General features: G+C 47.3%; 18 protein-coding genes. All 18 read left to right on the forward strand.

All coding sequences use genetic code 11. The features are described 5' to 3' along the window. Nucleotides 1–17: 17 nt before the first annotated feature. The 18 genes from mbhE to PRUB_RS11325 all read left to right on the forward strand — a co-directional run bounded on the left by mbhE (nucleotide 18) and on the right by PRUB_RS11325 (nucleotide 23,052). Entirely contained in the window at nucleotides 18–761 is a 744-nt protein-coding gene (gene mbhE, locus PRUB_RS11240) for a hydrogen gas-evolving membrane-bound hydrogenase subunit E (protein ID WP_010386034.1), read from the forward strand. Between the two features lie 13 nt (nucleotides 762–774). Beyond that, nucleotides 775–1,062, forward strand: coding sequence for a Na+/H+ antiporter subunit C (locus PRUB_RS11245; RefSeq protein ID WP_010386035.1), 288 nt, complete (start codon nucleotides 775–777; stop codon nucleotides 1,060–1,062). Next, nucleotides 1,062–2,576 carry a complex I subunit 5 family protein gene (locus tag PRUB_RS11250; protein WP_010386036.1) on the forward strand — a complete coding sequence of 505 codons (1,515 nt, stop codon included), beginning with the start codon at nucleotides 1,062–1,064 and terminating at the stop codon, nucleotides 2,574–2,576. The genes PRUB_RS11245 and PRUB_RS11250 overlap by 1 nt, the downstream gene beginning before the upstream one ends. Then, a complete protein-coding gene (locus PRUB_RS11255) occupies nucleotides 2,573–5,803 on the forward strand; it encodes a complex I subunit 5 family protein (RefSeq protein WP_010386037.1) in 3,231 nt (1,076 codons plus the stop codon). The genes PRUB_RS11250 and PRUB_RS11255 overlap by 4 nt, the downstream gene beginning before the upstream one ends. A gap of 85 nt (nucleotides 5,804–5,888) precedes the next feature. Continuing rightward, nucleotides 5,889–6,041 (forward strand): hypothetical protein, encoded by a 153-nt coding sequence (locus PRUB_RS11260; protein ID WP_198452367.1) that lies wholly within the window; start codon nucleotides 5,889–5,891, stop codon nucleotides 6,039–6,041. A gap of 8 nt (nucleotides 6,042–6,049) precedes the next feature. Further along, a complete protein-coding gene (locus PRUB_RS11265; protein WP_198452350.1) occupies nucleotides 6,050–7,063 on the forward strand; it encodes a proton-conducting transporter transmembrane domain-containing protein in 1,014 nt (337 codons plus the stop codon). An 88-nt stretch (nucleotides 7,064–7,151) separates the two neighbouring features. Next, nucleotides 7,152–7,529 carry a hypothetical protein gene (locus tag PRUB_RS11270; RefSeq protein ID WP_040644933.1) on the forward strand — a complete coding sequence of 126 codons (378 nt, stop codon included), beginning with the start codon at nucleotides 7,152–7,154 and terminating at the stop codon, nucleotides 7,527–7,529. 122 nt (nucleotides 7,530–7,651) lie between these two features. Continuing rightward, nucleotides 7,652–8,110, forward strand: a complete 459-nt coding sequence (locus tag PRUB_RS11275; RefSeq protein WP_040644932.1) for a GAF domain-containing protein — start codon at nucleotides 7,652–7,654, stop codon at nucleotides 8,108–8,110. Further along, on the forward strand, nucleotides 8,111–8,395 hold the full coding sequence (locus PRUB_RS11280) for a hypothetical protein (RefSeq protein WP_010386040.1): 285 nt from the start codon (nucleotides 8,111–8,113) through the stop codon (nucleotides 8,393–8,395). A gap of 8 nt (nucleotides 8,396–8,403) precedes the next feature. Continuing rightward, nucleotides 8,404–9,075, forward strand: coding sequence for an RNA chaperone ProQ (gene proQ, locus PRUB_RS11285; RefSeq protein ID WP_010386041.1), 672 nt, complete (start codon nucleotides 8,404–8,406; stop codon nucleotides 9,073–9,075). A gap of 10 nt (nucleotides 9,076–9,085) precedes the next feature. Then, on the forward strand, nucleotides 9,086–11,122 hold the full coding sequence (gene prc, locus PRUB_RS11290; RefSeq protein ID WP_010386043.1) for a carboxy terminal-processing peptidase: 2,037 nt from the start codon (nucleotides 9,086–9,088) through the stop codon (nucleotides 11,120–11,122). A 242-nt stretch (nucleotides 11,123–11,364) separates the two neighbouring features. Then, nucleotides 11,365–12,837 (forward strand): Na+/H+ antiporter NhaC, encoded by a 1,473-nt coding sequence (gene nhaC / locus PRUB_RS11295; RefSeq protein WP_010386045.1) that lies wholly within the window; start codon nucleotides 11,365–11,367, stop codon nucleotides 12,835–12,837. Nucleotides 12,838–13,025: 188 nt separating this feature from the next. Next, complete coding sequence (gene pepN, locus PRUB_RS11300; protein WP_010386047.1) at nucleotides 13,026–15,617, forward strand: aminopeptidase N; 2,592 nt, start codon at nucleotides 13,026–13,028, stop codon at nucleotides 15,615–15,617. 42 nt (nucleotides 15,618–15,659) lie between these two features. Next, entirely contained in the window at nucleotides 15,660–15,881 is a 222-nt protein-coding gene (locus PRUB_RS11305) for a DUF2835 domain-containing protein (RefSeq protein WP_010386048.1), read from the forward strand. Between the two features lie 236 nt (nucleotides 15,882–16,117). Beyond that, complete coding sequence (locus PRUB_RS11310) at nucleotides 16,118–18,235, forward strand: DUF1302 domain-containing protein (RefSeq protein ID WP_010386049.1); 2,118 nt, start codon at nucleotides 16,118–16,120, stop codon at nucleotides 18,233–18,235. 11 nt (nucleotides 18,236–18,246) lie between these two features. Continuing rightward, the gene (locus tag PRUB_RS11315; protein ID WP_040644927.1) at nucleotides 18,247–19,614 is read left to right on the forward strand and encodes a DUF1329 domain-containing protein; all 1,368 of its coding nucleotides are present in this window, start codon (nucleotides 18,247–18,249) and stop codon (nucleotides 19,612–19,614) included. Nucleotides 19,615–19,723: 109 nt separating this feature from the next. Beyond that, on the forward strand, nucleotides 19,724–20,722 hold the full coding sequence (locus PRUB_RS11320; protein WP_010386051.1) for a WD40/YVTN/BNR-like repeat-containing protein: 999 nt from the start codon (nucleotides 19,724–19,726) through the stop codon (nucleotides 20,720–20,722). Beyond that, on the forward strand, nucleotides 20,722–23,052 hold the full coding sequence (locus tag PRUB_RS11325; protein ID WP_010386052.1) for an efflux RND transporter permease subunit: 2,331 nt from the start codon (nucleotides 20,722–20,724) through the stop codon (nucleotides 23,050–23,052). Before PRUB_RS11320 ends, PRUB_RS11325 begins: the two co-directional genes overlap by 1 nt. Nucleotides 23,053–23,073 lie beyond the last annotated feature (21 nt).

The raw sequence follows: 23,073 nt of genomic DNA on the forward strand, positions 1-23,073 counted from the left end.
TAACCACAGGGGGAGCTATGTTTAACGACATTACGCTGGCACGTAACGCGGAGCAGCAAGCAGGACTATCTGGCGGCGTCTTATTTGTTGTTGGTTTAGTGGTTGGCTTAGTTTGCCTGTTTCTTATCTTTGCGCTGATTAACACTCCGGTGGCAGAGCAGCCGCTTGTTGCTTTGGTCGCCTCTAACCTGGAGCAAAGCGGTGTTCAGAACCCGGTTACGGCGGTGTTACTTAACTTTCGTAGTTATGACACCTTACTTGAAGTCGCGGTGTTGCTAATTGTGGCTCTGGCGGTGATGCCAGTGAGTCAAGAACAGAGTAATCAGGCGTTTGTCACGGTATCAAAGCCAGTACAGCGCCGCCCTGTGTTGGAAGCATTTTTGCGCTGGTTACTGCCTGCAATCGTCGTTACCTCGGGGTACTTGCTATGGACTGGTGCGGCTTTGCCCGGCGGCGCGTTTCAGGCCGGCGCGCTGCTGGCTGGGGCTGGTATTTTATTACTGTTGGCCGGGCATCACAGCTTTAACTTTAATGCGATGATCGCTCGCGTGTTGCTAGTGGTTGGCTTAGCGGTATTTTTGTTGGTTGGCGCTGCCGTAATAGTATCGACTGGCACGGCACTAGCCTATCCGGTTGCCTGGGCTGGCACTTTGATTCTGATAATTGAAGTGGCGGCGACGTTAACCATAGCCGCTATTTTGGTTTTGCTGTTCTGCGCACTTCATGTTGCGCCTCAGCAAAAGCAAAAGACGGCTCGGTAAAGGAGGATCGTCCATGACACAAGCGCTGGCCTATAGTGTATTTGGTATTATTTTATTCGGCATTGGTTTGTTTGGCGTGTTAGCGATTGCACATGTCGTTAAAAAAATCCTGGCGATCAACATTTGTGGTGTGGGGGTTTTTATGGTGTTTATCGCTAATGCCTCAACCGGCGCATCGCCTGACTTTGTGCCTCACGCAATGGTTTTGACCGGGATAGTGGTGGCCGTTGCCGGCACGGCGTTAGCTTTGTCTTTGGTGTGTCGGATCAATGCCCTTGAAAAGCAGAAGGATGATGTTTAATGCCCTTAGCAGATATGTCCACATTACTCCCTTTGTTGGTGGCCATTCCTTTGGTCGGTGCCATCGTCTCTGTGCTGTTAAACACCAAAAATGCGCAAGTGTTAACTGGGCTGCTGACAGCAATGAGCTTGTTGCTGGTGATCGGGCTTATCTTAGGTGGGTTATCGCTCAATGGGGCTGGGGACACAATTACGCTCAGGTATTCGCTTGCGGGCTGGGTAGCTCCTCTGGGTATTGCGCTGAGCCTCGATGGGTTCTCGGCTTTGCTGATCACGTTGACGACTTTTCTGGTCGCTGTGTTGACCTTGTATTCAGCTTTTTATTTCTCAGCTTCGCCTGCGCGCGTCCATTTTTGGCCTCTGTGGTGGTTGCTGGTGGCGGGCATTAACGCTTTATTCTTATCTGCTGATATTTTCAATGTTTACGTAACGCTTGAGATCATTGGGCTGGCGGCAGTTGCGCTGGTTGCGCTGAGTGGTAATAAAGAAGGCCTGACAGCGGCGTTGCGATACCTGTTAGTAGGCTTGCTGGGGTCACTCTGTTACTTACTGGCTGTCGCACTGTTATATCATGCTTACGGGACACTGGACTTTGCGCAGCTTGCAGAGCGGGTTGAGCCGAATCCGTTAAGCTGGGCTGCTCTTGCGCTGATCACTGTGGGCCTGGTGTTAAAAACAGCTTTGGTTCCATTACATTTTTGGTTGCCCTATGCGCATGGCAGTGCGCCGGCACCCGTTAGTGCGATTTTGTCTGCATTGGTTGTTAAAGCGTCTTTTTATCTGCTGGTACGATTCTGGATGGAGATCCTTACGCCTGCCGTGACCAATGAGGCGTTGATGCTGCTGGGTGTGTTTGGTGGATTGGCAATTATCTGGGGGTGTGTGCAAGCGCTCAGAGCAAAACGCCTTAAACTGATGGTGGCCTATTCGACCGTCGCACAGATTGGTTATCTATTTTTGTTGTTTCCGCTTTTGATGAGTACGGACGGGGCGTCGGCATCGCAATTGGCTGCACAACATCAAAGCGCACTAGCAGCAGTATCTTATTTCATTGTCGCGCATGCCTGCGCAAAAGCTGCAATGTTCATCGCCGCGGGCAATATCATACATTCATTGGGTCATGACGACATTGCCAGGTTACAGGGCATGGCGAAATACATGCCTTTGAGTTTGTTTACTTTTGCAATAGCAGGAGGCAGTTTAATTGGCTTACCGCCCAGCGCCGGATTTATCGCAAAATGGTTATTGTTGAATGTCGCCATAGATACTCAGCAATGGTGGTGGGTTTTGATCATTCTGACCGGAGGCTTGTTGGCTGCACTGGCTATTTTCAGAGTACTGGACCTGGCATTTATTAAACCTGAGCATGCATGTGAACAAAGCGCACCAGACAATTGGCAAAAAGTACCTGTTGCTATGCCAGTTAGTGGTCTGGCTTTAGCACTATGTACGATGGCACTGGGGTTTAATGCGGATCTAATTATTGATCTGGTTTCGATAGGAGGCGGCGAATGATGTGGCAAAGCATACTGCCTTTACTGATATTATTGAGTGCACTGGCATCGGGTGTGGCTATATTTTTCGTCAGTGACAGCAAACCAAAGCTAAGAAAAACGTTAAACTTTTTAGGGGCATTTAGTTGCGTCGCGTTGATACTTGTCATGATCTCGGGTGTTTACGAGGGGCAGGTGTTTGAAACGCGTTTGCCATTATTGCCTGATATGGACTTGGTACTTCATGCGGATGCGTTATCTTTATTGTTTGTCGCTTTATCCGGGTTTTTATGGCTGCTGACCACGATTTATGCAATTGGATATCTCGAGCAGTCACCTAACCGCAGTCGCTTTTTTGGATTTTTTAGCTTGTGTGTGTTTGCCACCATTGGCGTTGCGCTTGCGGGTAATCTGATAACGTTCTTGATTTTCTACGAACTACTCACGCTGACAACCTATCCGTTGGTGGTACACAAAGGGAACAAAGCATCGCTTGCAGCAGGGCGTAAATATCTCATTTACACTATGCTTGGCGGCGCTAGCTTATTGGCCGGGGTAGTGTGGCTAAAAGCCCTGGCTGGATCACTGGATTTTACTGCAACAGGGCTGCTGGCTTCCATGCCACATCTCGATCCGCTCCATCTTAAAGTTATATTTGCCTTGATCATCATAGGGCTGGGTGTCAAAGCAGCATTGGTGCCTTTACATGGTTGGTTACCTGCGGCGATGGCAGCACCAGCGCCAGTCAGCGCGCTGTTACATGCGGTAGCGGTTGTTAAAGCGGGCGCATTTGGCATAGTACGGGTCGTATACGATGTTTACGGTGTTGAGTTTGCTCAGGAGCTGGGGTTGACTATCATACTCGCTGTGATGGCGTCGATCACCATAGTATATGGTTCTACCCGGGCTGTATTTCAGGATGACCTGAAACGCAGGCTGGCTTATTCTACCGTTAGTCAGGTCTCCTATATCGCCCTGGGCACCGCGATTGCTGGGCCGATTGCGACGATAGGCGGTATTGCACACCTGGTTCACCAGGGGTTGATGAAAATCACTATGTTTTTCTGTGCCGGTAGTATCGCCGAAACGCTTGGTGTGACTAAAGTCAGTCAGATGAACGGTGCTGGCAAGCGCATGCCACTGACCATGCTGGCGTTTAGTCTGGCGGTGCTGGGTATGATAGGGATCCCTCCTGCAGCGGGCTTTATCTCAAAATGGTATTTGGGTACTGGTGCACTGGAAGCCGGTTTTTATTGGGTGCTTGGGGTGCTTATTATCAGTAGCCTGCTTAACGCCATTTACTTTCTGCCTATCCTGTATGCCGCCTGGTTTAAACCGCAACAGGAAGCGTGGCCAAAAGAACAACCACGAGGGCGATTTGAGACACACTGGATGCTCATGTTGCCGCCAATTGTCACGGCGATACTGGCACTGAGCGCAGGCTTGTTTGCGGACGCCCAGTTCAGCCCGCTCAATTGGGTTAAACTGATAGCAGCACGGGAATACGGCAGTGAATTTGTGTCGATCCTGACGGTAAGTTCACAACAAATCCCCTGGATGTGGTTGGCCATAGGCGCGCCTGCACTATGTGCATTGTTATTGGTACGCAAGCCGATGCACAGGGCTGCACATTGGTTTTTACCTCTGTCAGCTGGTATTGCTCTGTTTGCCTATATGATGTCGGCACAAGGTACAAATACTACCCCCTGGCTGTTTTTTGGCAGTATCATGACATTGAATGAGACGACCTCAACCTTTTTCTTGCTGGCTGGTTGTTTGTGGCTGCTGGCGGCGGTTTTCGCGGTCAATTTTGCTAAAACTGACAAGCGCAAGGTACGCTTTTGTTTGTTCTTTTTGTTAGCTATGTGCGGTAACTTCGGACTTATTCTCGCCGAGGACATCTCTGGCTTTATTAGCTTTTTCACCCTGATGAGTCTGGCCTCGTACGGCCTGGTTGTACACTTTGACACCGAAGAGGCGCATCAGGCTGGTAAGTCTTACATGCAATGGGCGGTGCTCGGAGAGTTATTGCTGTTTACTGCACTGGCGGGCTTAGCTTATGGTTCTATTGATCCGTCCTCTGCAAGCAATCCCGAGCAGGCTTATCCAGCCTGGGCAGTTGGGTTTTTACTGGCGGGATTTGGCGTAAAGGCCGGCTTGTTTGGCTTGCACGTTTGGCTGCCTATGGCACACCCCGTTGCTCCGGTTGCTGCCAGTGCACTGTTAAGTGGGGTTATGGTCAAGGCTGGTTTGTTAGGCTGGTTGAAGTTTATTCCATTCGGAGAGATTGCGTTTGCAACTTTTGGTTCATTGCTTGTGGTACTGGGGTTGTTTGCAGCATTTTTTGGTGTGCTGGTTGGGGTGACTCAGGACAACCCTAAAGCTTTGCTTGCCTATTCGACTATGAGTCAGATGGGGATACTGATCGCGGCCGTCGGTGTGGGGCTGAAATACCCGGATGTATGGGCACTCCTGTTGCCTGCGATAGTGTTATATGCGGTACATCATGGTCTTGCGAAAGCCGCACTGTTTTTGTTTGCCGGTATGAATACAAGTCTGGCATGGCAGAAGTATCGTTGGATATGTTGGCTGGCGGTATGCTTACCCGCTGCCGCGCTGGCCGGGTTGCCACTAACCAGTGGTGCAGTCGCTAAAGTCGCTTTGAAGGATGTTGTGGAACGAGATCTCTTGATGGGAACTGTTTTACCGCTTACTGCAATCGGCACGACCTGGCTGATGATGCGCTTTTTAGCCCTGGTTGGACAGAAGGCTTCAAAAACAGCAGCTGGACCAGCCGACAGACTCCAGTTAGGGGCATTTGGTGCCTTGCTGATACTGGTGGTTGTGCTCAGTTACTTGTTACCCCAGTCAGAAGGGGCATGGTCTGGCCAGCTAACTGTGTCGGTTTTTTGGGGAGGCCTGTGGCCAGTGTTACTTGGCTTTGGTTTGTATATGGCAACGCGTGCGTTTATAAACAGTATGGGAGCCTTACCTGCTGGTGATATTAATGTGGCATACCAGGAAGCGGGTAGCCTAGTGCGTCTTGGTGCTGACACCACGGCACAGGGATTAGCGCTGCTAAAAGACGAGCTAAAGCAAACATCCTGGCAGCTTCCTCAGCATGTTGTCCAGCGTAAGATCCGTTTGATAAGCCTGATATTGGCGGTGTTGCGGTCTATGATGACACCAGGTGTGCTGTTTGCGTTGTTACTGTGTGCGATGCTATGGGCTGTTGCAACAGGCGGGTAAATGTATACGACCAAAGTTGACTTGTGATACTGGTGAATCACGTCAACACTGAACATCTCTGTGCAGACTGATAAAGGTGAAAGAGATGATAAAAGGGCAGGTAGCTAAGGCCGTGGGGTACTCGTTGTTGTCACCACTTATCGTTGGCATTGTGCTGGGTGGCTACTACGCGTTGCTAAGTGGTCAGAGCAAAATCTTGTTTCAAATACTGATGACAGCGGTTGCTAATGCACATTAAGTGGGGTTATGGTCAAGGCTGGTTTGTTAGGCTGGTTGAAGTTTATTCCATTCGGAGAGATTGCGTTTGCAACTTTTGGTTCATTGCTTGTGGTACTGGGGTTGTTTGCAGCATTTTTTGGTGTGCTGGTTGGGGTGACTCAGGACAACCCTAAAGCTTTGCTTGCCTATTCGACTATGAGTCAGATGGGGATACTGATCGCGGCCGTCGGTGTGGGGCTGAAATACCCGGATGTATGGGCACTCCTGTTGCCTGCGATAGTGTTATATGCGGTACATCATGGTCTTGCGAAAGCCGCACTGTTTTTGTTTGCCGGTATGAATACAAGTCTGGCATGGCAGAAGTATCGTTGGATATGTTGGCTGGCGGTATGCTTACCCGCTGCCGCGCTGGCCGGGTTGCCACTAACCAGTGGTGCAGTCGCTAAAGTCGCTTTGAAGGATGTTGTGGAACGAGATCTCTTGATGGGAACTGTTTTACCGCTTACTGCAATCGGCACGACCTGGCTGATGATGCGCTTTTTAGCCCTGGTTGGACAGAAGGCTTCAAAAACAGCAGCTGGACCAGCCGACAGACTCCAGTTAGGGGCATTTGGTGCCTTGCTGATACTGGTGGTTGTGCTCAGTTACTTGTTACCCCAGTCAGAAGGGGCATGGTCTGGCCAGCTAACTGTGTCGGTTTTTTGGGGAGGCCTGTGGCCAGTGTTACTTGGCTTTGGTTTGTATATGGCAACGCGTGCGTTTATAAACAGTATGGGAGCCTTACCTGCTGGTGATATTAATGTGGCATACCAGGAAGCGGGTAGCCTAGTGCGTCTTGGTGCTGACACCACGGCACAGGGATTAGCGCTGCTAAAAGACGAGCTAAAGCAAACATCCTGGCAGCTTCCTCAGCATGTTGTCCAGCGTAAGATCCGTTTGATAAGCCTGATATTGGCGGTGTTGCGGTCTATGATGACACCAGGTGTGCTGTTTGCGTTGTTACTGTGTGCGATGCTATGGGCTGTTGCAACAGGCGGGTAAATGTATACGACCAAAGTTGACTTGTGATACTGGTGAATCACGTCAACACTGAACATCTCTGTGCAGACTGATAAAGGTGAAAGAGATGATAAAAGGGCAGGTAGCTAAGGCCGTGGGGTACTCGTTGTTGTCACCACTTATCGTTGGCATTGTGCTGGGTGGCTACTACGCGTTGCTAAGTGGTCAGAGCAAAATCTTGTTTCAAATACTGATGACAGCGGTTGCTAATGCACACATTGTGGGTCTGTCTATGGCGTGTTTTGTGTTGCCGGCTTACATGGCTCTGCTACGCTATAACAAGGTAACTTATTCAGCAGTATTAACTGCTGGTATGCTGGGTGGCGCCCTGTTCAGCTTCTTGTTTGTTGCAAGTTCAGGCATGGTTTTCATCATCAATGCAGTGATGGCTGCACTGGGCGGCGGATTGTTTTTGTTCAGTTTACGCCGCAACGCGCGAAGTGCCTGATGGCTTTTTGTACAGCTCGGCGGTGTTTTACACTAATTTAATAGTTTTTCTGTCTAAAAGGTTTCATTTAGCTGCCCGAAAGAGTACCTTTACTTCTTATGTAAATTTGTTGAATGACCGCAATGCAGAAGAAAAAGTTCTACGATACCCTCAGCCTACAAGCTCAGGCCCTGATTGGTGATGAGCACAACTACATCGCCAATATGGCAAACCTCAGCGCCTTATTATTTACCTCAATGGAAGACATTAATTGGGCAGGCTTTTACCTCTTAGATGGTACTGACGAACTTGTGCTGGGTCCTTTTCAGGGGAACCCCGCCTGCATTCGTATCCCATTAGGCAAAGGCGTATGCGGTACAGCGGCAGCTGAGTTAACAACTCAGTTAGTTGAGGATGTACACAGCTTTGATGGTCACATTGCCTGTGACGCTGCTTCAAACTCTGAAATTGTGATCCCCGTGATGAGAAATGGCGAGCTATTTGCAGTTTTAGATATTGATAGCCCGAGTCTGGCAAGATTTGACGATGAAGATAAAATGGGCCTGGAAGCACTGGTAAAATGCTTTGAAGGTACCTTATAAATGAAAGAACTACTAAACGTTCAGGATTATCTGTTTTCCACCTTCGATGTCGGAGACTGGGAAGGAGAAGAAGAGCGTGTCGCAGAGACGTTAAATGAGCTTATCCACGTAGCCTGGGAGCAACTACCTGACGATCTTTCCTGCGAGAGAATTGATTTAATTATAAATGGAATATGGGAGCATCTGCGCGGCGACTTGGCACTAGTCGAAGCCGAGTATGATGAACTCATTGACTGGGTTACACATTACATTCAGTCATCTCTTGATGATAATATTGAACTATAGGTTTAGACATGGAAACCACAAACAAGCTAAAAGATATCAAAGAGGTTCTCGACTTTTTATATGCCGAGTTTCCTCAGTGTTTTAAACAAAAAGACGGTATAAAACCGCTTAAAGTCGGTATCTTCAAAGATATCGCCGCCAGAATTGAAGGATCTGAAAAAGTCAGTAAGACTCAGGTTCGTCAGGCGCTGCGCAAGTACACTTCTTCGTGGCGCTATTTAGAAGCCGTGATTAACAACGAATTTCGTGTTGATCTGGACGGTAATGATGCCGAAAAAGTTGAGCAGGAACATGTAGAGCATGCTCAAAAAGCACTTGAAGAGTCACGTGCTAAAATGGCTAAACGTAAGAAGCCGCAACGTCCAAGACAAGATGGTCGTGGTGAGCGCCGTCGCGATGGTGACACAAAATCTTACAAATCTCGCGGTGAGAACAAGCACCGTCACGGCAATAAAAACGCTAAAGTTAATGCTAAACCAGAGCAACAGCAACGTCGTAGCTCAGGCAAAGTTGAACCTCTTCCGGCAAATGAGGTCAAGGTAAATAACAAGGTTAAAGTAAAGTTGGGACAGGCCTTAGTTAATGCAACCATCACTGAAGTCAACAAAGACGAAGTTCATGTTGAATTAGTGACAGGGATGCAAGTTAAAACAAAAGCAGAAAGCCTGTTTATTCTTTAAGGAGTTGTGTATGAGTAATAAGTTACCTTTAATTGGTGCAATCGCACTGTTTGTGTCTGGCGTGTGTTCAGCTGCAACACAGACCGTAACGGAAAAAGACATTCCCGTACTGGAGCCTGAAATCCAGCATGCGACGGCAACCAAAAGGGTAACCAGTAAATTTACTCGTGAACACTATAAGCGCTTTAAACTTGACGATGCGCTGTCTGAGCAGATCTTTGATCGCTATATCGAAAACTTAGATTACAACAAATCTCTGTTTCTTCAGTCAGACATCGACAAGTTTGCGGGCTACAGAAAGCAATTTGATGATGCACTCAAAAAAGGCAAACTCGATTTTGCCTTCGAGATGTTCAATGCCAGTATGCAGCGTCGCTATGAGCGCTTTACCTATGCGATTTCTCTGTTAGAGACAGAAATGAAGTTTGACAAGCCAGACGAGTTTGTTTTTGACAGAGAAGACATGCAGTTTGCCAGCACCCAGGCCGAGTTAGATGAATATTGGCGTCAACGTGTCAAGTCTGATGCTTTGCGGCTAAAACTAACGGGTAAAGACTGGGCTGGTATTAAAGAGATCCTTACCAAGCGTTATAAAAATACCATTAAACGTTTGGTACAGACTAATAACGAAGATGCCTTTCAAATTGTGATGAATGCGTTTGCGCGCAGCATTGAGGCACACACTTCTTATTTGTCGCCGCGCCGTGCAGAGCAGTTCAAGATGGATATGGAGCTTGAGCTGGAAGGTATTGGTGCCGTGCTGGGTTATGATGAAGACTACACGATTATACGTAGTTTAGTGCCGGGTGGCCCCGCAGACAAAACTGAAAAAATTAAGCCGGACGATCGCATCGTTGGTGTGGCTCAGGATGGCGAAGAGTTTGTCGACGTGATTGGTTGGCGCCTGGACGACGTTGTTGATCTAATCAAAGGGCCTAAAGGTACCAAAGTAAGACTGCAATACCTTAAAGGCAGCGATACGCATGGTACGCCTAAAGTTGTGGAAATCGTACGGGATAAAATCCGTCTCGAAGACAGGGCAGCTAAGTCTGAAGTATTCGAAGCGAATTACTCGGACCTGACCAGCAAAGTGGGCGTGATTGAAATCCCAAGCTTCTACAATAACCTCTCAAAAGACGTTAAAAGAGAGCTCGACAAGCTCAAAGAGCAAAACGTGGATGGTATTATCGTTGACCTGAGACAAAATGGCGGTGGCTCATTATATGAAGCTACACAGCTTTCAGGTTTATTCATCGACAAAGGTCCGATCGTTCAAATTCATACGGCATATAACCGTGTTGAAGCTCAGAAAGACAGTGACGGTGTGACTTATTATGATGGCCCATTGACTGTTTTGGTTGATCGTTACAGTGCGTCGGCATCCGAAATTTTTGCAGCAGCGATGCAGGATTATGGTCGTGCTGTCGTGATTGGTGAGCAAACTTTTGGTAAAGGCACAGTACAGCAGCACCGCGGTTTGCGAAAGACCTATGATCTGTTCGACAATGCGCTTGGCAGCATTACCTATACCATAGCTAAGTTCTACCGTATTGATGGTGGCAGCACGCAAAATAAAGGGGTTATCCCGGACATTTTACTGCCTTCAGCGGTTGAGCCTGCCGAGTGGGGCGAAAGCCAGGAAGATAATGCATTGCCATGGGACAGCATTGTTAGAGCCAAATATCGACAGTTGGATGATTTGAGCCCAACCATCAAGTATTTAAATGAGCGCCATGGGATCCGTATTGCGAAAGAGCCTGAGTTTGCTTATGTTTACGACGATATCGCGCGATACAAAGCACAAAAGGACGACATTGCGATTTCGCTGGTTGAAGCTGAGCGTACAAAAGAGCGTGAAGAACGCGATGAGCGCGCCCTGAAGCGTACCAATGAACGCCTGAAGCGTCTGGGACAGAAACCGGTAAAAGACCTGGATGACGTACCAGAGATCATTGCTGAGCTGGACCCATACCTGGAAGAGGCTGCTCTGATCACGCAAGACCTGATCAATTACGGTCGTCTGGCAAAGAACAATATGGCTGACTGAATACGGTTTTACAAAACAAGACGTACAGAAGGCTAAACTATGAAAAGGCGCATTGAGCGCCTTTTTTCGTTACCAGTGAGTGGGAAATTTGTTATTATTGTCAGCTGCAATATTAAAAATAGTCGGGCAGGAACTTGCCTGGCGCTGTCTTGGGCGCAGATTCAGGTGTTGTGCTTTACAGTGAACTGACCCGGCAGAGATAATAATAAAGCACTCCATTAAGTGCGAAGGAGTATTCTGGTTTGAGACAACAAAAACAAGCATCCTATCTGGATGCCTTTATTCCTATTGTGGTATTGGTGAGCCTATTAGGTGCCGCTGTATACCTGTACGGTGATAATTCTTCTTCAGGGCCAAACCAGATAGCCCTGCTGTTTGCTACCTTTACAGCTGCGTTGATCGGGCTTAAAAATGGCTTTACCTGGAAGACACTCGAAGAAGCGATGATCAAAGGGATCACCATCTCTTTGGGGGCAATCCTGATCCTGCTGATGGTAGGTGCTTTGATTGGAACCTGGTTGCTTTCCGGCACAGTGCCCACCTTAATCTACTATGGTTTACAGATTATCCACCCTTCGTGGTTTTATGCGGCTGGGTGTTTGATTTGTGGTATCGTGGCCATGAGTATTGGCAGTTCCTGGACAACAGCCGCAACCATAGGTGTTGCCCTGCTGGGGGTTGCTAATGGCTTGGGACTGGATCCTGTGGTGACTGCCGGAGCGGTTATCTCGGGTGCATACTTCGGTGACAAACTGTCTCCGCTGTCAGAAACAACGAACTTAGCGCCAGCGGTAGCGGGTAGTGATTTGTTCGAGCACATTCAGCACATGTTATGGACCACAGTGCCAAGCTTTGTTATCGCCTTAATTATATTTATTTTTATGGGCTTCAATGCTGACGTGTCGAGTGAATCGAGTAAAATTGATGAGATTGCTACGATCCTGCAAAGTAACTTCAATATCAGCATAGTTAACCTCGTACCTCTGGTTATTCTTCTCGGCCTTGCCATTAAAAAGATGCCAGCTTTTCCTGCTATCTCTATTGGTGCCGTTGTTGGTGCAATTTGGGCGTTGTTGTTCCAGGGAGACCTGATAGCGAGTCAGGTAAATCCGGATGAAGGCGCGTTAGTCAGTCATTTCAAACTGGTTTGGGCCACTTTCTTCGATGGGTTTAGTCTTGAAACAGGCAACGCCAAGATGGATGACTTGCTCAGCGGTGGTGGTATGTCGAGTATGCTGACGACGACCTGGTTGGTTATGACGGCACTGATGTTTGGTGCCATCATGGAAAAAACCGGATTGCTTGAACTGTTTGTTAAGAGCATTCTCAAAGTGGCAAAGAGCACGGGTTCACTCATTGCCTCTACGGTTGCAACTTGTTTTGGGACTAACCTGGTCGCGGCGGATCAATATATTGCCATTGTGGTGCCTGGTCGTATGTTCAAAGAAGAATATACGAAACGGGGCCTGAGAAGTGTGAACCTATCCAGAACGCTGGAAGACGGGGGGACCATAACAAGTCCTTTGATACCCTGGAACACTTGTGGGGCATATATGCAAAGTGTGTTGTTAATAAATCCACTTGATTATGCGGTTTACGCCTTCTTTAACCTCATCAATCCATTCCTGGCAATCGTATACGCTTACCTGGGTATTAAGATTTTGAAAATCAAACCCAAAGCGATGCAGCAGGGCGCAACAGCGCCAGACGCGTAGTCCAGAGCTGAAAAGAAACAAAAGCGCCTCATTGAATTTGAGGCGCTTTTGCACGTCTCACATTCATAAATCCCTTTGCCCTTAGCGTGGGCCGTTCTACAATAAAGATATTGATTTGTACTCATTTTTTCATTGTGCTCAGTTATGTCAGTGACGCTGGCACCTGTAATTTGATAATAGGAATTGTCATGACCTCAAAACCTCAGGCCAAATACCTGCATGATTATCAGCCTCCCTCACATGCAGTTGAGAATCTCGCCTTAAGCTTCGAATTAGATCCACAAAATACCAAAGTGACAGCTCGCTTTACGCTGTTATCACTGGGTGGCGCAACGTCTGTGATGCTGGACGGTATCGAGCTGACCCTTCAGTCTGTGACAGTGGATGGGCAAAGCCACTCAGATTACAAACTACATGAGACTGGCCTGGAACTATTTGGGCTGGGTGAGCGCGCTGAAATCGAAATCGTTAATACCATTTCGCCGGCTACGAACACCTCTCTTGAAGGTTTATATCTCTCAGATGGAGCCTATTGCACGCAGTGTGAGGCTGAAGGGTTTCGAAAAATTACTTACTTCCTTGATAGACCCGATGTGCTAACGACCTACCAGGTCAAGATCATCGGGCCTAAGGAAATGCCACATTTACTGTCTAATGGCAATAAGGTCGACAGTGGCGAGCTGGCAGATGGTCGTCACTATGTTAGCTGGGAAGACCCGTTTAAGAAGCCGTCTTATTTGTTTGCACTAGTTGCAGGTGACTTCGATGTGCTGACAGATCAATTTGAAACACGCTCAGGTCGCCAGGTTGACCTTCAGCTATTTGTAGATAAGGGCAATCTGAGTAAAGCACCGCATGCAATGGCATCATTGAAAAAGGCCATGGCGTGGGATGAAGAAAGGTTTGATCTGGAATACGATCTGGATATTTACATGATCGTTGCGGTGGACTTTTTCAACATGGGGGCTATGGAGAACAAAGGCCTTAATGTGTTCAACAGTGCTTGTGTATTAGCCAATCAGGAAACGGCTACCGACAGAGATTTTCATGTAATTGAGTCCATCGTCGGACACGAATACTTCCATAACTGGACAGGGAACCGGGTAACTTGTCGTGACTGGTTCCAGTTGAGCCTTAAAGAAGGCCTGACCGTATTTCGCGATCAGGAATTCAGTAGTGATCTGGGTTCGCGTGCTTTAAACCGGATAGATGCAGTGAATACGGTTCGCACTCATCAGTTTGCAGAAGACGCGGGGCCTATGGCCCACCCAATCCGCCCACAGCAAGTTATCGAAATGAATAACTTCTACACGGTGACCGTATACAACAAAGGCGCAGAAGTGATCCGCATGATGCACACCATCCTGGGTGAAGCTGGCTTCCAGAAGGGGATGAAGCTCTATTTTGAGCGTCATGATGGCCAGGCGGTAACCTGTGACGACTTTGTCGCAGCGATGAGTGATGCCAATGGTAAAGATCTGACTCAGTTTAAACTTTGGTATAACCAGGTTGGTACGCCCAAAATTAGCGCGCGTACAAGCTTTGATGCGCAACAGGGCGAGTTTACGCTGCATTTGGCCCAAAGCCATGCAGAGCATGACCCGGTAGAGGCGCCTTTGCATATTCCGGTTGCTGTTGAGTTGTTGAATAAACATGGAGAGGTGATAGCAATCCCAGAGTCGATTGCTAAACAGGGTAAAGTAATTGAGCTTACCGAAAAACAGCAGAGCTATGTCTTTTCGGGGTTAGAGAGTGAGCCAGTTGTTGTGCTACTTGAAGGGTTCTCAGCGCCTTGTGTTTTGAATTATGACTATCAGCAACATCAGTTGCTTCACATTGCCAAGTATGCCAGCAGTGATTACGCACGCTGGGAAGCCATTCAGCAGCTGTATAAAGCTGAGATTAAGTCACTGGTGAACACTCAGCTGTTCGATGAATATCAGCTACCAGAAAGCTTAACTCAGGCGTTACGCATGCTGCTTGATGATCTTAGCGGCGACTTATCAATCCTTGCGGAATTATTCACCGTGCCTGGCTTTGATGCCCTGAGTGCTGACTACTCGCCTGTTCCGGTAGAACAGCTGGCGCAAGCTATTTCGACCATTGAGTGCCAGATAGCGACTCAGTTGAAATCAGTTTGGCGTGATGTTTATGCACAGCTACAGGATGACGGAAGTCTTGAGGCGAAAGCAGTCGCTATCCGCACCATGAAGAATAAATGCTTGTTTTATCTCGCACAGGTGTCAGATCCTCAAATCCAGGGCTGGATCCAGGCACAAAGTGAGAGTTATAACATGACGTTGAAATTGGGGGCGCTTAGAGCGGCTGTCAACGCTGATCATGTGCTGACTCAGTTATTACTGGATGACTTTGACAAACAGTGGCAGTCAGATCTGCTGGTAATGGACAAATGGTTTGCGTTGCAAGCGAGCCGCAGTGACGACAATTGCATCAACAACATTTTATCTCTGTACAACCACCCGTGTTTCGATAAAGCCAACCCAAATCGCGTGCGTGCTTTGATTGGCGCTTTCACCCGGGGTAACCCAAGGCACTTCCATCGCAAAGATGGCCGTGGATATGCGTTACTTGGTGATTTAATTGCAGAGCTAAACCAGGTCAATCCGCAAAATGCGTCCAGAATTATTACGCCTTTGCTGTCTTTCAAGCGTTTTGATGACACCAGACAAGGGTTAATGAAAGCTCAGTTAGAGAAACTGGCACGGTTACCTGAACTGAGTGATGATCTGTATGAGAAAATTGACAAAGCACTGAACTAGAAGTGCTTTTATTCGAAATGTGTAAAGGTTTGTATCCACATTATGCATGAGTATTACTTTTACATGGACTTAAGCCACGAACAATGTATGGCGTATTACCACGGGCATGTCGAGTTTATACAAGTCGTAGAGGATGGGGGAAAGCGGATCCGCTTTCCCGCTCATCATATCAGGCGGCATGTATCAACATTAGGCGTTCGCGGACGCTTTCGTTTGTTGCTTGATGAAAATAATCGCTTCGTAGCGCTGGAAAAAGTAGTTTGATGACAATTATGCGACGAGACATAAAGTATTTTTGTTAAATCGGTTTGTTTTAAACTTAAATTACGTGTTATAACTACTCTGGTAGGACGTCTTACCATGAGTGAAATACGCTCCAATGAGATAAAAATGCACCGATCAGACGCGTATTATTTGTAATTTAAAGCTATCGCTTCTATCGTTACGACAACAAAAAACAATAACTTGATAAGAATTACCCGCCAAAGGGGGGAGAAATAATGATAAAAACATCGCGCTTTGTGAAGAACAAGATAATGCTGGGCCTGAGTGCAGCATGTCTTGGTGTCGCTGGCACTGCTGCGCAAGCCGCCACGTTCCAAGTTGGTGATTTTGATGTGACCTTTGATTCCACGTTTTCTTACGGTCAGAGTATTCGTGTAGAAGACCGTGACTTTGATCACATTGGTAAGAGTAATCACCCTCGTTACAACTGGACCGGTTATAATGCCTCATTGGGCAACACCATTTATTCATCTTCTCAGATCTGGTCACAGCAGGGTGCATACTCCAATAACGGTGACGCTGGTAACTTGAATTTCGATTCGGGCGACACGTTTTCTCAATTACTTAAAGGCACCCATGAACTAGGTATCAGTAAAGATAACTACGGTTTCTTCTCTCGTTTCATGTACTTTTACGATTTTGCGATGGAAGATGGCGATTTTGCTTACAGTAACCCGGTATCTGGACAGAAAGTCGATCCCTGTGCAGATGACGACACCAAAGAGCAGGTTTGTTCCGATGTTCGCTTACTAGATGCATTCGTGTGGGCGGACTTCGATATTAATAACGGAAAAAACCCATTATCAGTCAGATTGGGTCGTCAGGTAGTAAACTGGGGTGAAAGTACCCTGATCAGCCACGGTATCAACGTAAACCCGGTTGATATTGATCGTCTTAAAGCGCCGGGTGCAGAGCTAAAAGAAGCTTTCATCCCGGTCGGTATGTTTTGGGCGTCTTTGGGTCTGACCGACAACCTGACGCTGGAAGCTTTTTATCAGTACGAATGGCATGAAACACGTCTTCCTGCGACAGGTAGTTATTTCTCTACCAACGACTTTGCGTCAGAAAATGGTTACAACCAGAATATCCAGCTTGGCTTCACAGCTAACCCGGATATCGATTTGGCGCACCTGACCGAAGCGCTGAATAACCTTCATACAAACTGGATGGGCGCATTGGCTGCGCAAGGTCTGGATGTGACAGATCCAAATGTGCTGCAAAGCGAAGCTGCTGTTTCACAGCTGACTTCAATGTATCTGGCGTACCCGACCAAAGTGGCACTGAAAGGCAAAGGCCTGAATGGTAAGAGAGAGCCACAGGATGGTGGTCAGTTTGGTATTCGTCTGGGCATGTTTGCGCCAGAGCTTAATGACACTGAATTCGCGCTATATTACATCAACTACCATGCCCGTCGCCCTCTGATCTCTGGTAAGGCGTCTAACTTTACCAGCGATGCTATTGCGGCGGATCTGAATTACATTCAGAACAACACGCTCAATGATGAGAATTTCACTAACCTGAATGCATTTACGCAAGGCCTGATCGAATACCCAGAAGACATTAAGTTGTACGGTTTGAGTTTCAATACCGCAATTGGTGAAACGGCGTTCTCTGGTGAGTTTGCTTATCGTGAAGACGAGCCTTTACAGATTGACGATGTAGAGTTGCTTTATGCGGGTATGTTGGAACAGCTGGCTCTGGCTGGCATTCGCACAGACGTCGCTGGTTTGTCTCAGTTGAGTAAGGGTGACGATGTCGCTTATGTAGAGCCAGGTGCAATTGCACAGGGTTATGTGTTGAAAGACACGATGCAGCTGCAATTCACAGCAACGCATTTATTCGGCCCGTCACTGGGTGCAGATAGCTGGGCGTTGGTCGGTGAAGTCGGTGGCGTCACGATTAAAGATATGCCGAGTTACGATGAGCTGCGTTTAAACGTTGCGGGTACCGGCCGAAGCGGGACTATCGAAGGTATTAACGGTCAAAGCTATGACCTGTTGCATATGGCCATCTCAAATGGTCCTGAAGTCAACCCATTCCCAACTGCATCTGCATGGGGTTATCGTTTAATTGCGAAAGGCGAATACAACAACTTGTTTGCTGGCGTTAACATGTCGCCTCGTATCGTGTTTTCTCACGACGTAAATGGTATCACACCGGATCCAATGTTCCTGTTTGTAGAAGATCGTAAGTCGGTTGGTTTGACGCTAAACTTTAACTACCAAAATGCCTGGTCATTTGACTTTGGCTATAACGCATTCTGGGGTGGTGGCAAGACCAACACATTCTCAGATCGTGATTTCGTTTCATTTAATATCAAGTATTCAATCTAAGGGCTTTCAATATGTTTAGAAAACCTACTATGCTTGCTGCAACAATTATAACAATGATGGCAGCACCAGGTGCATTTGCGAAAATGTCCCCAGAAGAAATTGCGCGTTTAGGCGCGGATCTGACTCCAATTGGAGCAGAAAAAGCAGGTAATGCCGATGGCAGTATTCCTGCCTGGACAGGTGGGATCACTAAACCACCTGCGGGTTATAAAGTGGGCATGCACCACCCGGATCCATTTGCAGATGACAAAATCTTGTTCACTATTGATAAAACCAATCTGGACAAGCATAAGGACAAGCTGAGCCCGGGGCAGGTTGCTTTATTTAATACCTATCCTGACACGTTCAAAATGCACGTTTACCCAACTCGTCGTAGTGCTGCGTATCCTCAGTTTGTTTATGATGCAACTAAAAAATACGCTGCAACAGCACAGCTGATTGAAGACGGCAACGGCATCAAAGACACTGCAATTGGTATTCCTTTCCCGATCCCTAAAGACGGATTAGAAGCCATCTGGAACCACTTGTTACGCTATCGTGGTTTGTCTATTGCTCGTTATGGCGGCCAGGCAATGCCAACGGCATCAGGCTCTTACAACATCATCGGATTCGACGAGCAACTGTTAGTAAAATACTCAGACCCTGATGCAACACCTGCTGAGCTGAAAGAGTCGAATGTCCTGTTTAAGTTTAAGCAAAAAGTAACCGAGCCTGCGCGTTTGGCAGGAACAGCTCTGCTGGTACATGAAACAATGGACCAAATCCTGACACCGCGTCAGGCGTGGACCTATAACACCGGCCAGCGTCGTGTACGCCGTGCGCCAAACGTTGCTTATGACGCACCGGGAACAGCATCGGATAGCCTGCGTACGACTGACGACTTTGATATGTTCAACGGCTCACCGAACCGCTATAACTGGACCCTGAAAGGCAAGCAAGAGCTTTACATTCCATACAACAGCTACAAACTGCACAGTGATAAGCTCAAGTATGATGATATTCTGATGGCCGGTCACGTAAACCCGGAACACGTTCGCTATGAGAAGCACCGTGTTTGGGTTGTTGAAGCAAACCTCAAAGAGGGCACGCGCCACATCTACAAGAAACGTGTTTTCTACATTGATGAGGATAGCTGGCAGATCCACGTTGCTGACTTGTATGACAACCGCGATCAAATGTACCGCGTAGCGATGGCTCACGGTCTGAACTACTATGATGTGCCTACTCACTGGAGTACGCTGGATGTCTATCATGACCTGAACTCTCGCCGTTACCTGGCTATTGGCCTGGATAATGAAGAGAAAATGTACGACTTCAGCCAGTCTTTCCAGGACAATGAGTTCACACAAAGCGCTTTACGTCGCGAGGGTAGACGATAAGCATAGCTGCCGGTTAATACCGGCACAGCACTACTTCTCAGGGGCTGCATTGGTAGCTCCTGAAATTGCACTTCCTATTCTCTCTCACACTAATTATCGAGTACTCATCATGATTAAGAAGTTAGTCGCAACCACGATTGCAGTGATGGCAATGCAAAGTGATGCAGTAGCCGCAGCTTCTGATGCACTAATGGTGGCACATCCGCAGCGTACACTATTAACAGATATCAGTTATACCGGTGCGCAGCTGGTCGCTGTTGGTAAGCATGGCACCATAGTAACCAGCAAAGATGGTAAAAGTTGGCAGCAGGCACACGTGCCGGTACAAAGTTTGCTGACTTCAGTGACATTTGCCAGCGAAAAAAAAGGCTGGGCCTGTGGCCATGACGCAACAATTTTAAACACAGACGACGGCGGGCAAAGTTGGAAAATTCAGCAACATTTGCCAGATATCGAAAAGCCGTGTCTGGATATTACCTTCGTCAATGAGCAAATTGGCTATGCCGTTGGTGCCTATGGCATGATGTATGAAACGACCGATGGCGGACAGAACTGGACTAAGCGTTTTATTGATGCCTTTGTTCATCCTGATGATGTCACTTACCTTGCTGAGCTTAAAGCAGATGACCCGGCTGCGTATGAAGATGAAACAGCGTTTATTTTGCCGCATTTCAACACCTTACTGATTGATGGCTCACAGTATTTATTAGCCGGCGAAATGGGCCTGTTCGCTGTCAGCGATGATGCCGGGAAGAACTGGCGTAAGTTACCTGAGTTCTATGCGGGTTCTTTGTTCACTGTTAGCAAAACCGCAGATGGACGGGTAGTTACTGCCGGGTTACGTGGAAACGCATTTGTTTCTGACCCTGGGTTGTCTGAGTTTCAGCGTCTGGCATTCGACAAAACAGCCACCATTAATCAGGTACTAACGGTGAACGAACAACAATACTTGTTTGCGAACAGTGGCGTTATTCACACACGTAGTGAAGCGGGTCTGTCTAGCGAGCAGTTGAAAAATGGTAAATCCATTATGGCCGGTGTTATGTTCGAGGGGCAATTGGTGCTGGCAACGGAAAACGGGATCCAGATAGTAGAGGTTAAACGCTAATGCAGTCATTGTTAAACCAACTTGTTTACGTTGTTTTCAGACATCGTGTTGCGATGATTATACTCTTCATCATAACAACTCTGTTCTTAGGCTATCGTGCGACACAGATCCAGCTTGATGCATCTTTTAATAAGAATATTCCTCTGAATCATGAGTATATGAAAGTATACCTGAAACATGAAAAACAGTTTGGCGGTGCAAATAGCATTCTGATATCCGTCTGTGATGCAGATGGAGATATTTTTAATCCTGAGTTCTTTACTCAGTTGAAAGCAGTACATGATCAGCTTTATTTTATCCCTGGTGTGAATCGCCCGCTGGTTAATTCTATTTTTGCGCCTAGTGCACGGTTTGTCGAAGTTGTCGAAGATGGCTTTGCAGGCGGTCCGATTATTCCTGCAAACTTTTCGGCCGACGAGGCCGGTCTGGCTGTGGTTAAGCAAAACATTGAAAAAGCAAAAGTAGTGGGCCGCATGGTCGCCAGTGATTATTCGTGTGCGATGGTCACAGCTCAACTCATGGAAACTGACCCTCAGACACAGGAAAAGTTAGATACGTTGGCATTTGCGAAAAAGCTTGAAAGTGAAATTCGTGAGCCACTCAGTACGGATAAGGTGTCTATTCATATCATCGGCTTTGCTAAAATGGCGGGTGATATTGCAGATGGTGCAAAAGGCGTCATCTTGTTCTTTGCTGTTGCGATTCTATTCACGTTTGTGATGGTCTGGCTTTTCTGTAAAAGCTTCAAATTGACCTTGTTGCCGATTATGTGCTCCTTGATAGCGGTAGTGTGGCAAATGGGTCTGCTTACCGTGATGGGCTTTGGGTTAGATCCTATGTCTATTCTGGTGCCATTCCTAGTTTTTGCTATTGGTGTGAGCCATGGCGTACAGATGATTAATGCGATCGGTAAAAAAGTGGCTGAAGGCGTAAACAGTAAGGTGGCGGCTGAGGCGAGTTTTAAAGCGCTATTAATACCGGGTGGTATTGCATTGCTGTCTGACACAGTAGGCTTTTTGACCTTACTTGCTATCGACATCGGCATTATCCGTGAGCTGGCCATCACCGCAAGTTTGGGTGTGGCCGTGATTATCTTCACTAACCTGATCCTGCTGCCAGTTCTGGCTTCTTATTTTAACTCCAGCAAAATACACCGTGTTGATGACGGTAATTCGTTTAGTAATAAACTTTTCACCACTATGCGCGAAGCACTTGTGAAAACTACAGATAAGCGCGTTGCACGTGTCATCTTGCTGATTAGTGCGATTCTATTCGGCCTTGGCTACTGGCAATCTCAGCACATGCAAATTGGCGATTTGCATGCGGGCGCACCTGCACTTCATGAAGATGCTCGCTACAATCAGGATACCTTCCTGATCTCAGACCGGTATGCTATTTCATCTGATATTCTCAAAGTACTGGTTGAAGCGTATCCTGCGGCCTGTACAGAGCACGACACCATGGACAGGGTCAGTCGTTTCCAGTGGCGTGTTGAGAACTTACCAGGTGTTCAGTCAGCCGTGTCACTGAGCTCGGTCGCACAATCTGTGAATGCAGGGTATAACGAGGGCAATCTGAAATGGCAAACGTTGCCGCGCAATAGCGCCTCGTTGGTTCAGGCGACGTCACGAGTTGAAACAAGTACCGGCTTGCTCAATGGTGATTGCTCTGTGATGCCTATTATTATCTTCATGGCCGATCACAAAGCACAGACTATAGACAATGTGGTCACGCAGATTAAAGTGTTTGTAGAGGAAGAAGGCACCGATACTGTGCAGTTTAAACTGGCTTCTGGCCCAATTGGTGTTATGGCTGCGACCAATGAATCCGTATCTGAAGCACAGTTGCCTATGATGATCTATGTATATGGTGCGGTTATCGCGCTGTGCCTGATCAGTTTCAGAAGTATACGTGCAACCATTGCGGTGGTTTTACCTTTGTATATCGTATCGACTCTGGCGCAAGCCTTGATGGTTAAACTCGAAATCGGTTTAACGGTATCAACTTTACCAGTGATCGCGTTAGGTGTGGGTATAGGCGTGGATTATGGTATTTATATCCTCTCTTCTATGATGACGCAGCTTAAGCAAGGCGTGCCACTTGCCTATGCATATCGCAATGCGTTGGCAGAAAGAGGCAGTGCTGTACTCTTTACCGGGATCACTTTGGCTATTGGTGTCAGTACCTGGATTTTCTCAGCACTCAAATTCCAGGTAGATATGGGGATATTATTAACCTTTATGTTCCTGGTTAATATGCTGGGCGCCGTTTTATTATTACCTGCAATAGGAACCTTAATCTGGACAGACCAGAAAAAAAAGTGTGAATAAAAGTGCTTATAAATGGCCGGT

This window comes from Pseudoalteromonas rubra, assembly GCF_000238295.3.
GTDB classification, from domain to species: domain Bacteria; phylum Pseudomonadota; class Gammaproteobacteria; order Enterobacterales; family Alteromonadaceae; genus Pseudoalteromonas; species Pseudoalteromonas rubra.

Coding starts and splice junctions, on each gene's coding strand:
- mbhE (WP_010386034.1), top strand. CDS start 18: ATGTTTAACGACATTACGCTGGCACGTAACGCGGAGCAGCAAGCAGGA.
- PRUB_RS11245 (WP_010386035.1), top strand. CDS start 775: ATGACACAAGCGCTGGCCTATAGTGTATTTGGTATTATTTTATTCGGC.
- PRUB_RS11250 (WP_010386036.1), top strand. CDS start 1,062: ATGCCCTTAGCAGATATGTCCACATTACTCCCTTTGTTGGTGGCCATT.
- PRUB_RS11255 (WP_010386037.1), top strand. CDS start 2,573: ATGATGTGGCAAAGCATACTGCCTTTACTGATATTATTGAGTGCACTG.
- PRUB_RS11260 (WP_198452367.1), top strand. CDS start 5,889: ATGATAAAAGGGCAGGTAGCTAAGGCCGTGGGGTACTCGTTGTTGTCA.
- PRUB_RS11265 (WP_198452350.1), top strand. CDS start 6,050: ATGGTCAAGGCTGGTTTGTTAGGCTGGTTGAAGTTTATTCCATTCGGA.
- PRUB_RS11275 (WP_040644932.1), top strand. CDS start 7,652: ATGCAGAAGAAAAAGTTCTACGATACCCTCAGCCTACAAGCTCAGGCC.
- PRUB_RS11280 (WP_010386040.1), top strand. CDS start 8,111: ATGAAAGAACTACTAAACGTTCAGGATTATCTGTTTTCCACCTTCGAT.
- proQ (WP_010386041.1), top strand. CDS start 8,404: ATGGAAACCACAAACAAGCTAAAAGATATCAAAGAGGTTCTCGACTTT.
- prc (WP_010386043.1), top strand. CDS start 9,086: ATGAGTAATAAGTTACCTTTAATTGGTGCAATCGCACTGTTTGTGTCT.
- pepN (WP_010386047.1), top strand. CDS start 13,026: ATGACCTCAAAACCTCAGGCCAAATACCTGCATGATTATCAGCCTCCC.
- PRUB_RS11305 (WP_010386048.1), top strand. CDS start 15,660: ATGCATGAGTATTACTTTTACATGGACTTAAGCCACGAACAATGTATG.
- PRUB_RS11310 (WP_010386049.1), top strand. CDS start 16,118: ATGATAAAAACATCGCGCTTTGTGAAGAACAAGATAATGCTGGGCCTG.
- PRUB_RS11315 (WP_040644927.1), top strand. CDS start 18,247: ATGTTTAGAAAACCTACTATGCTTGCTGCAACAATTATAACAATGATG.
- PRUB_RS11320 (WP_010386051.1), top strand. CDS start 19,724: ATGATTAAGAAGTTAGTCGCAACCACGATTGCAGTGATGGCAATGCAA.
- PRUB_RS11325 (WP_010386052.1), top strand. CDS start 20,722: ATGCAGTCATTGTTAAACCAACTTGTTTACGTTGTTTTCAGACATCGT.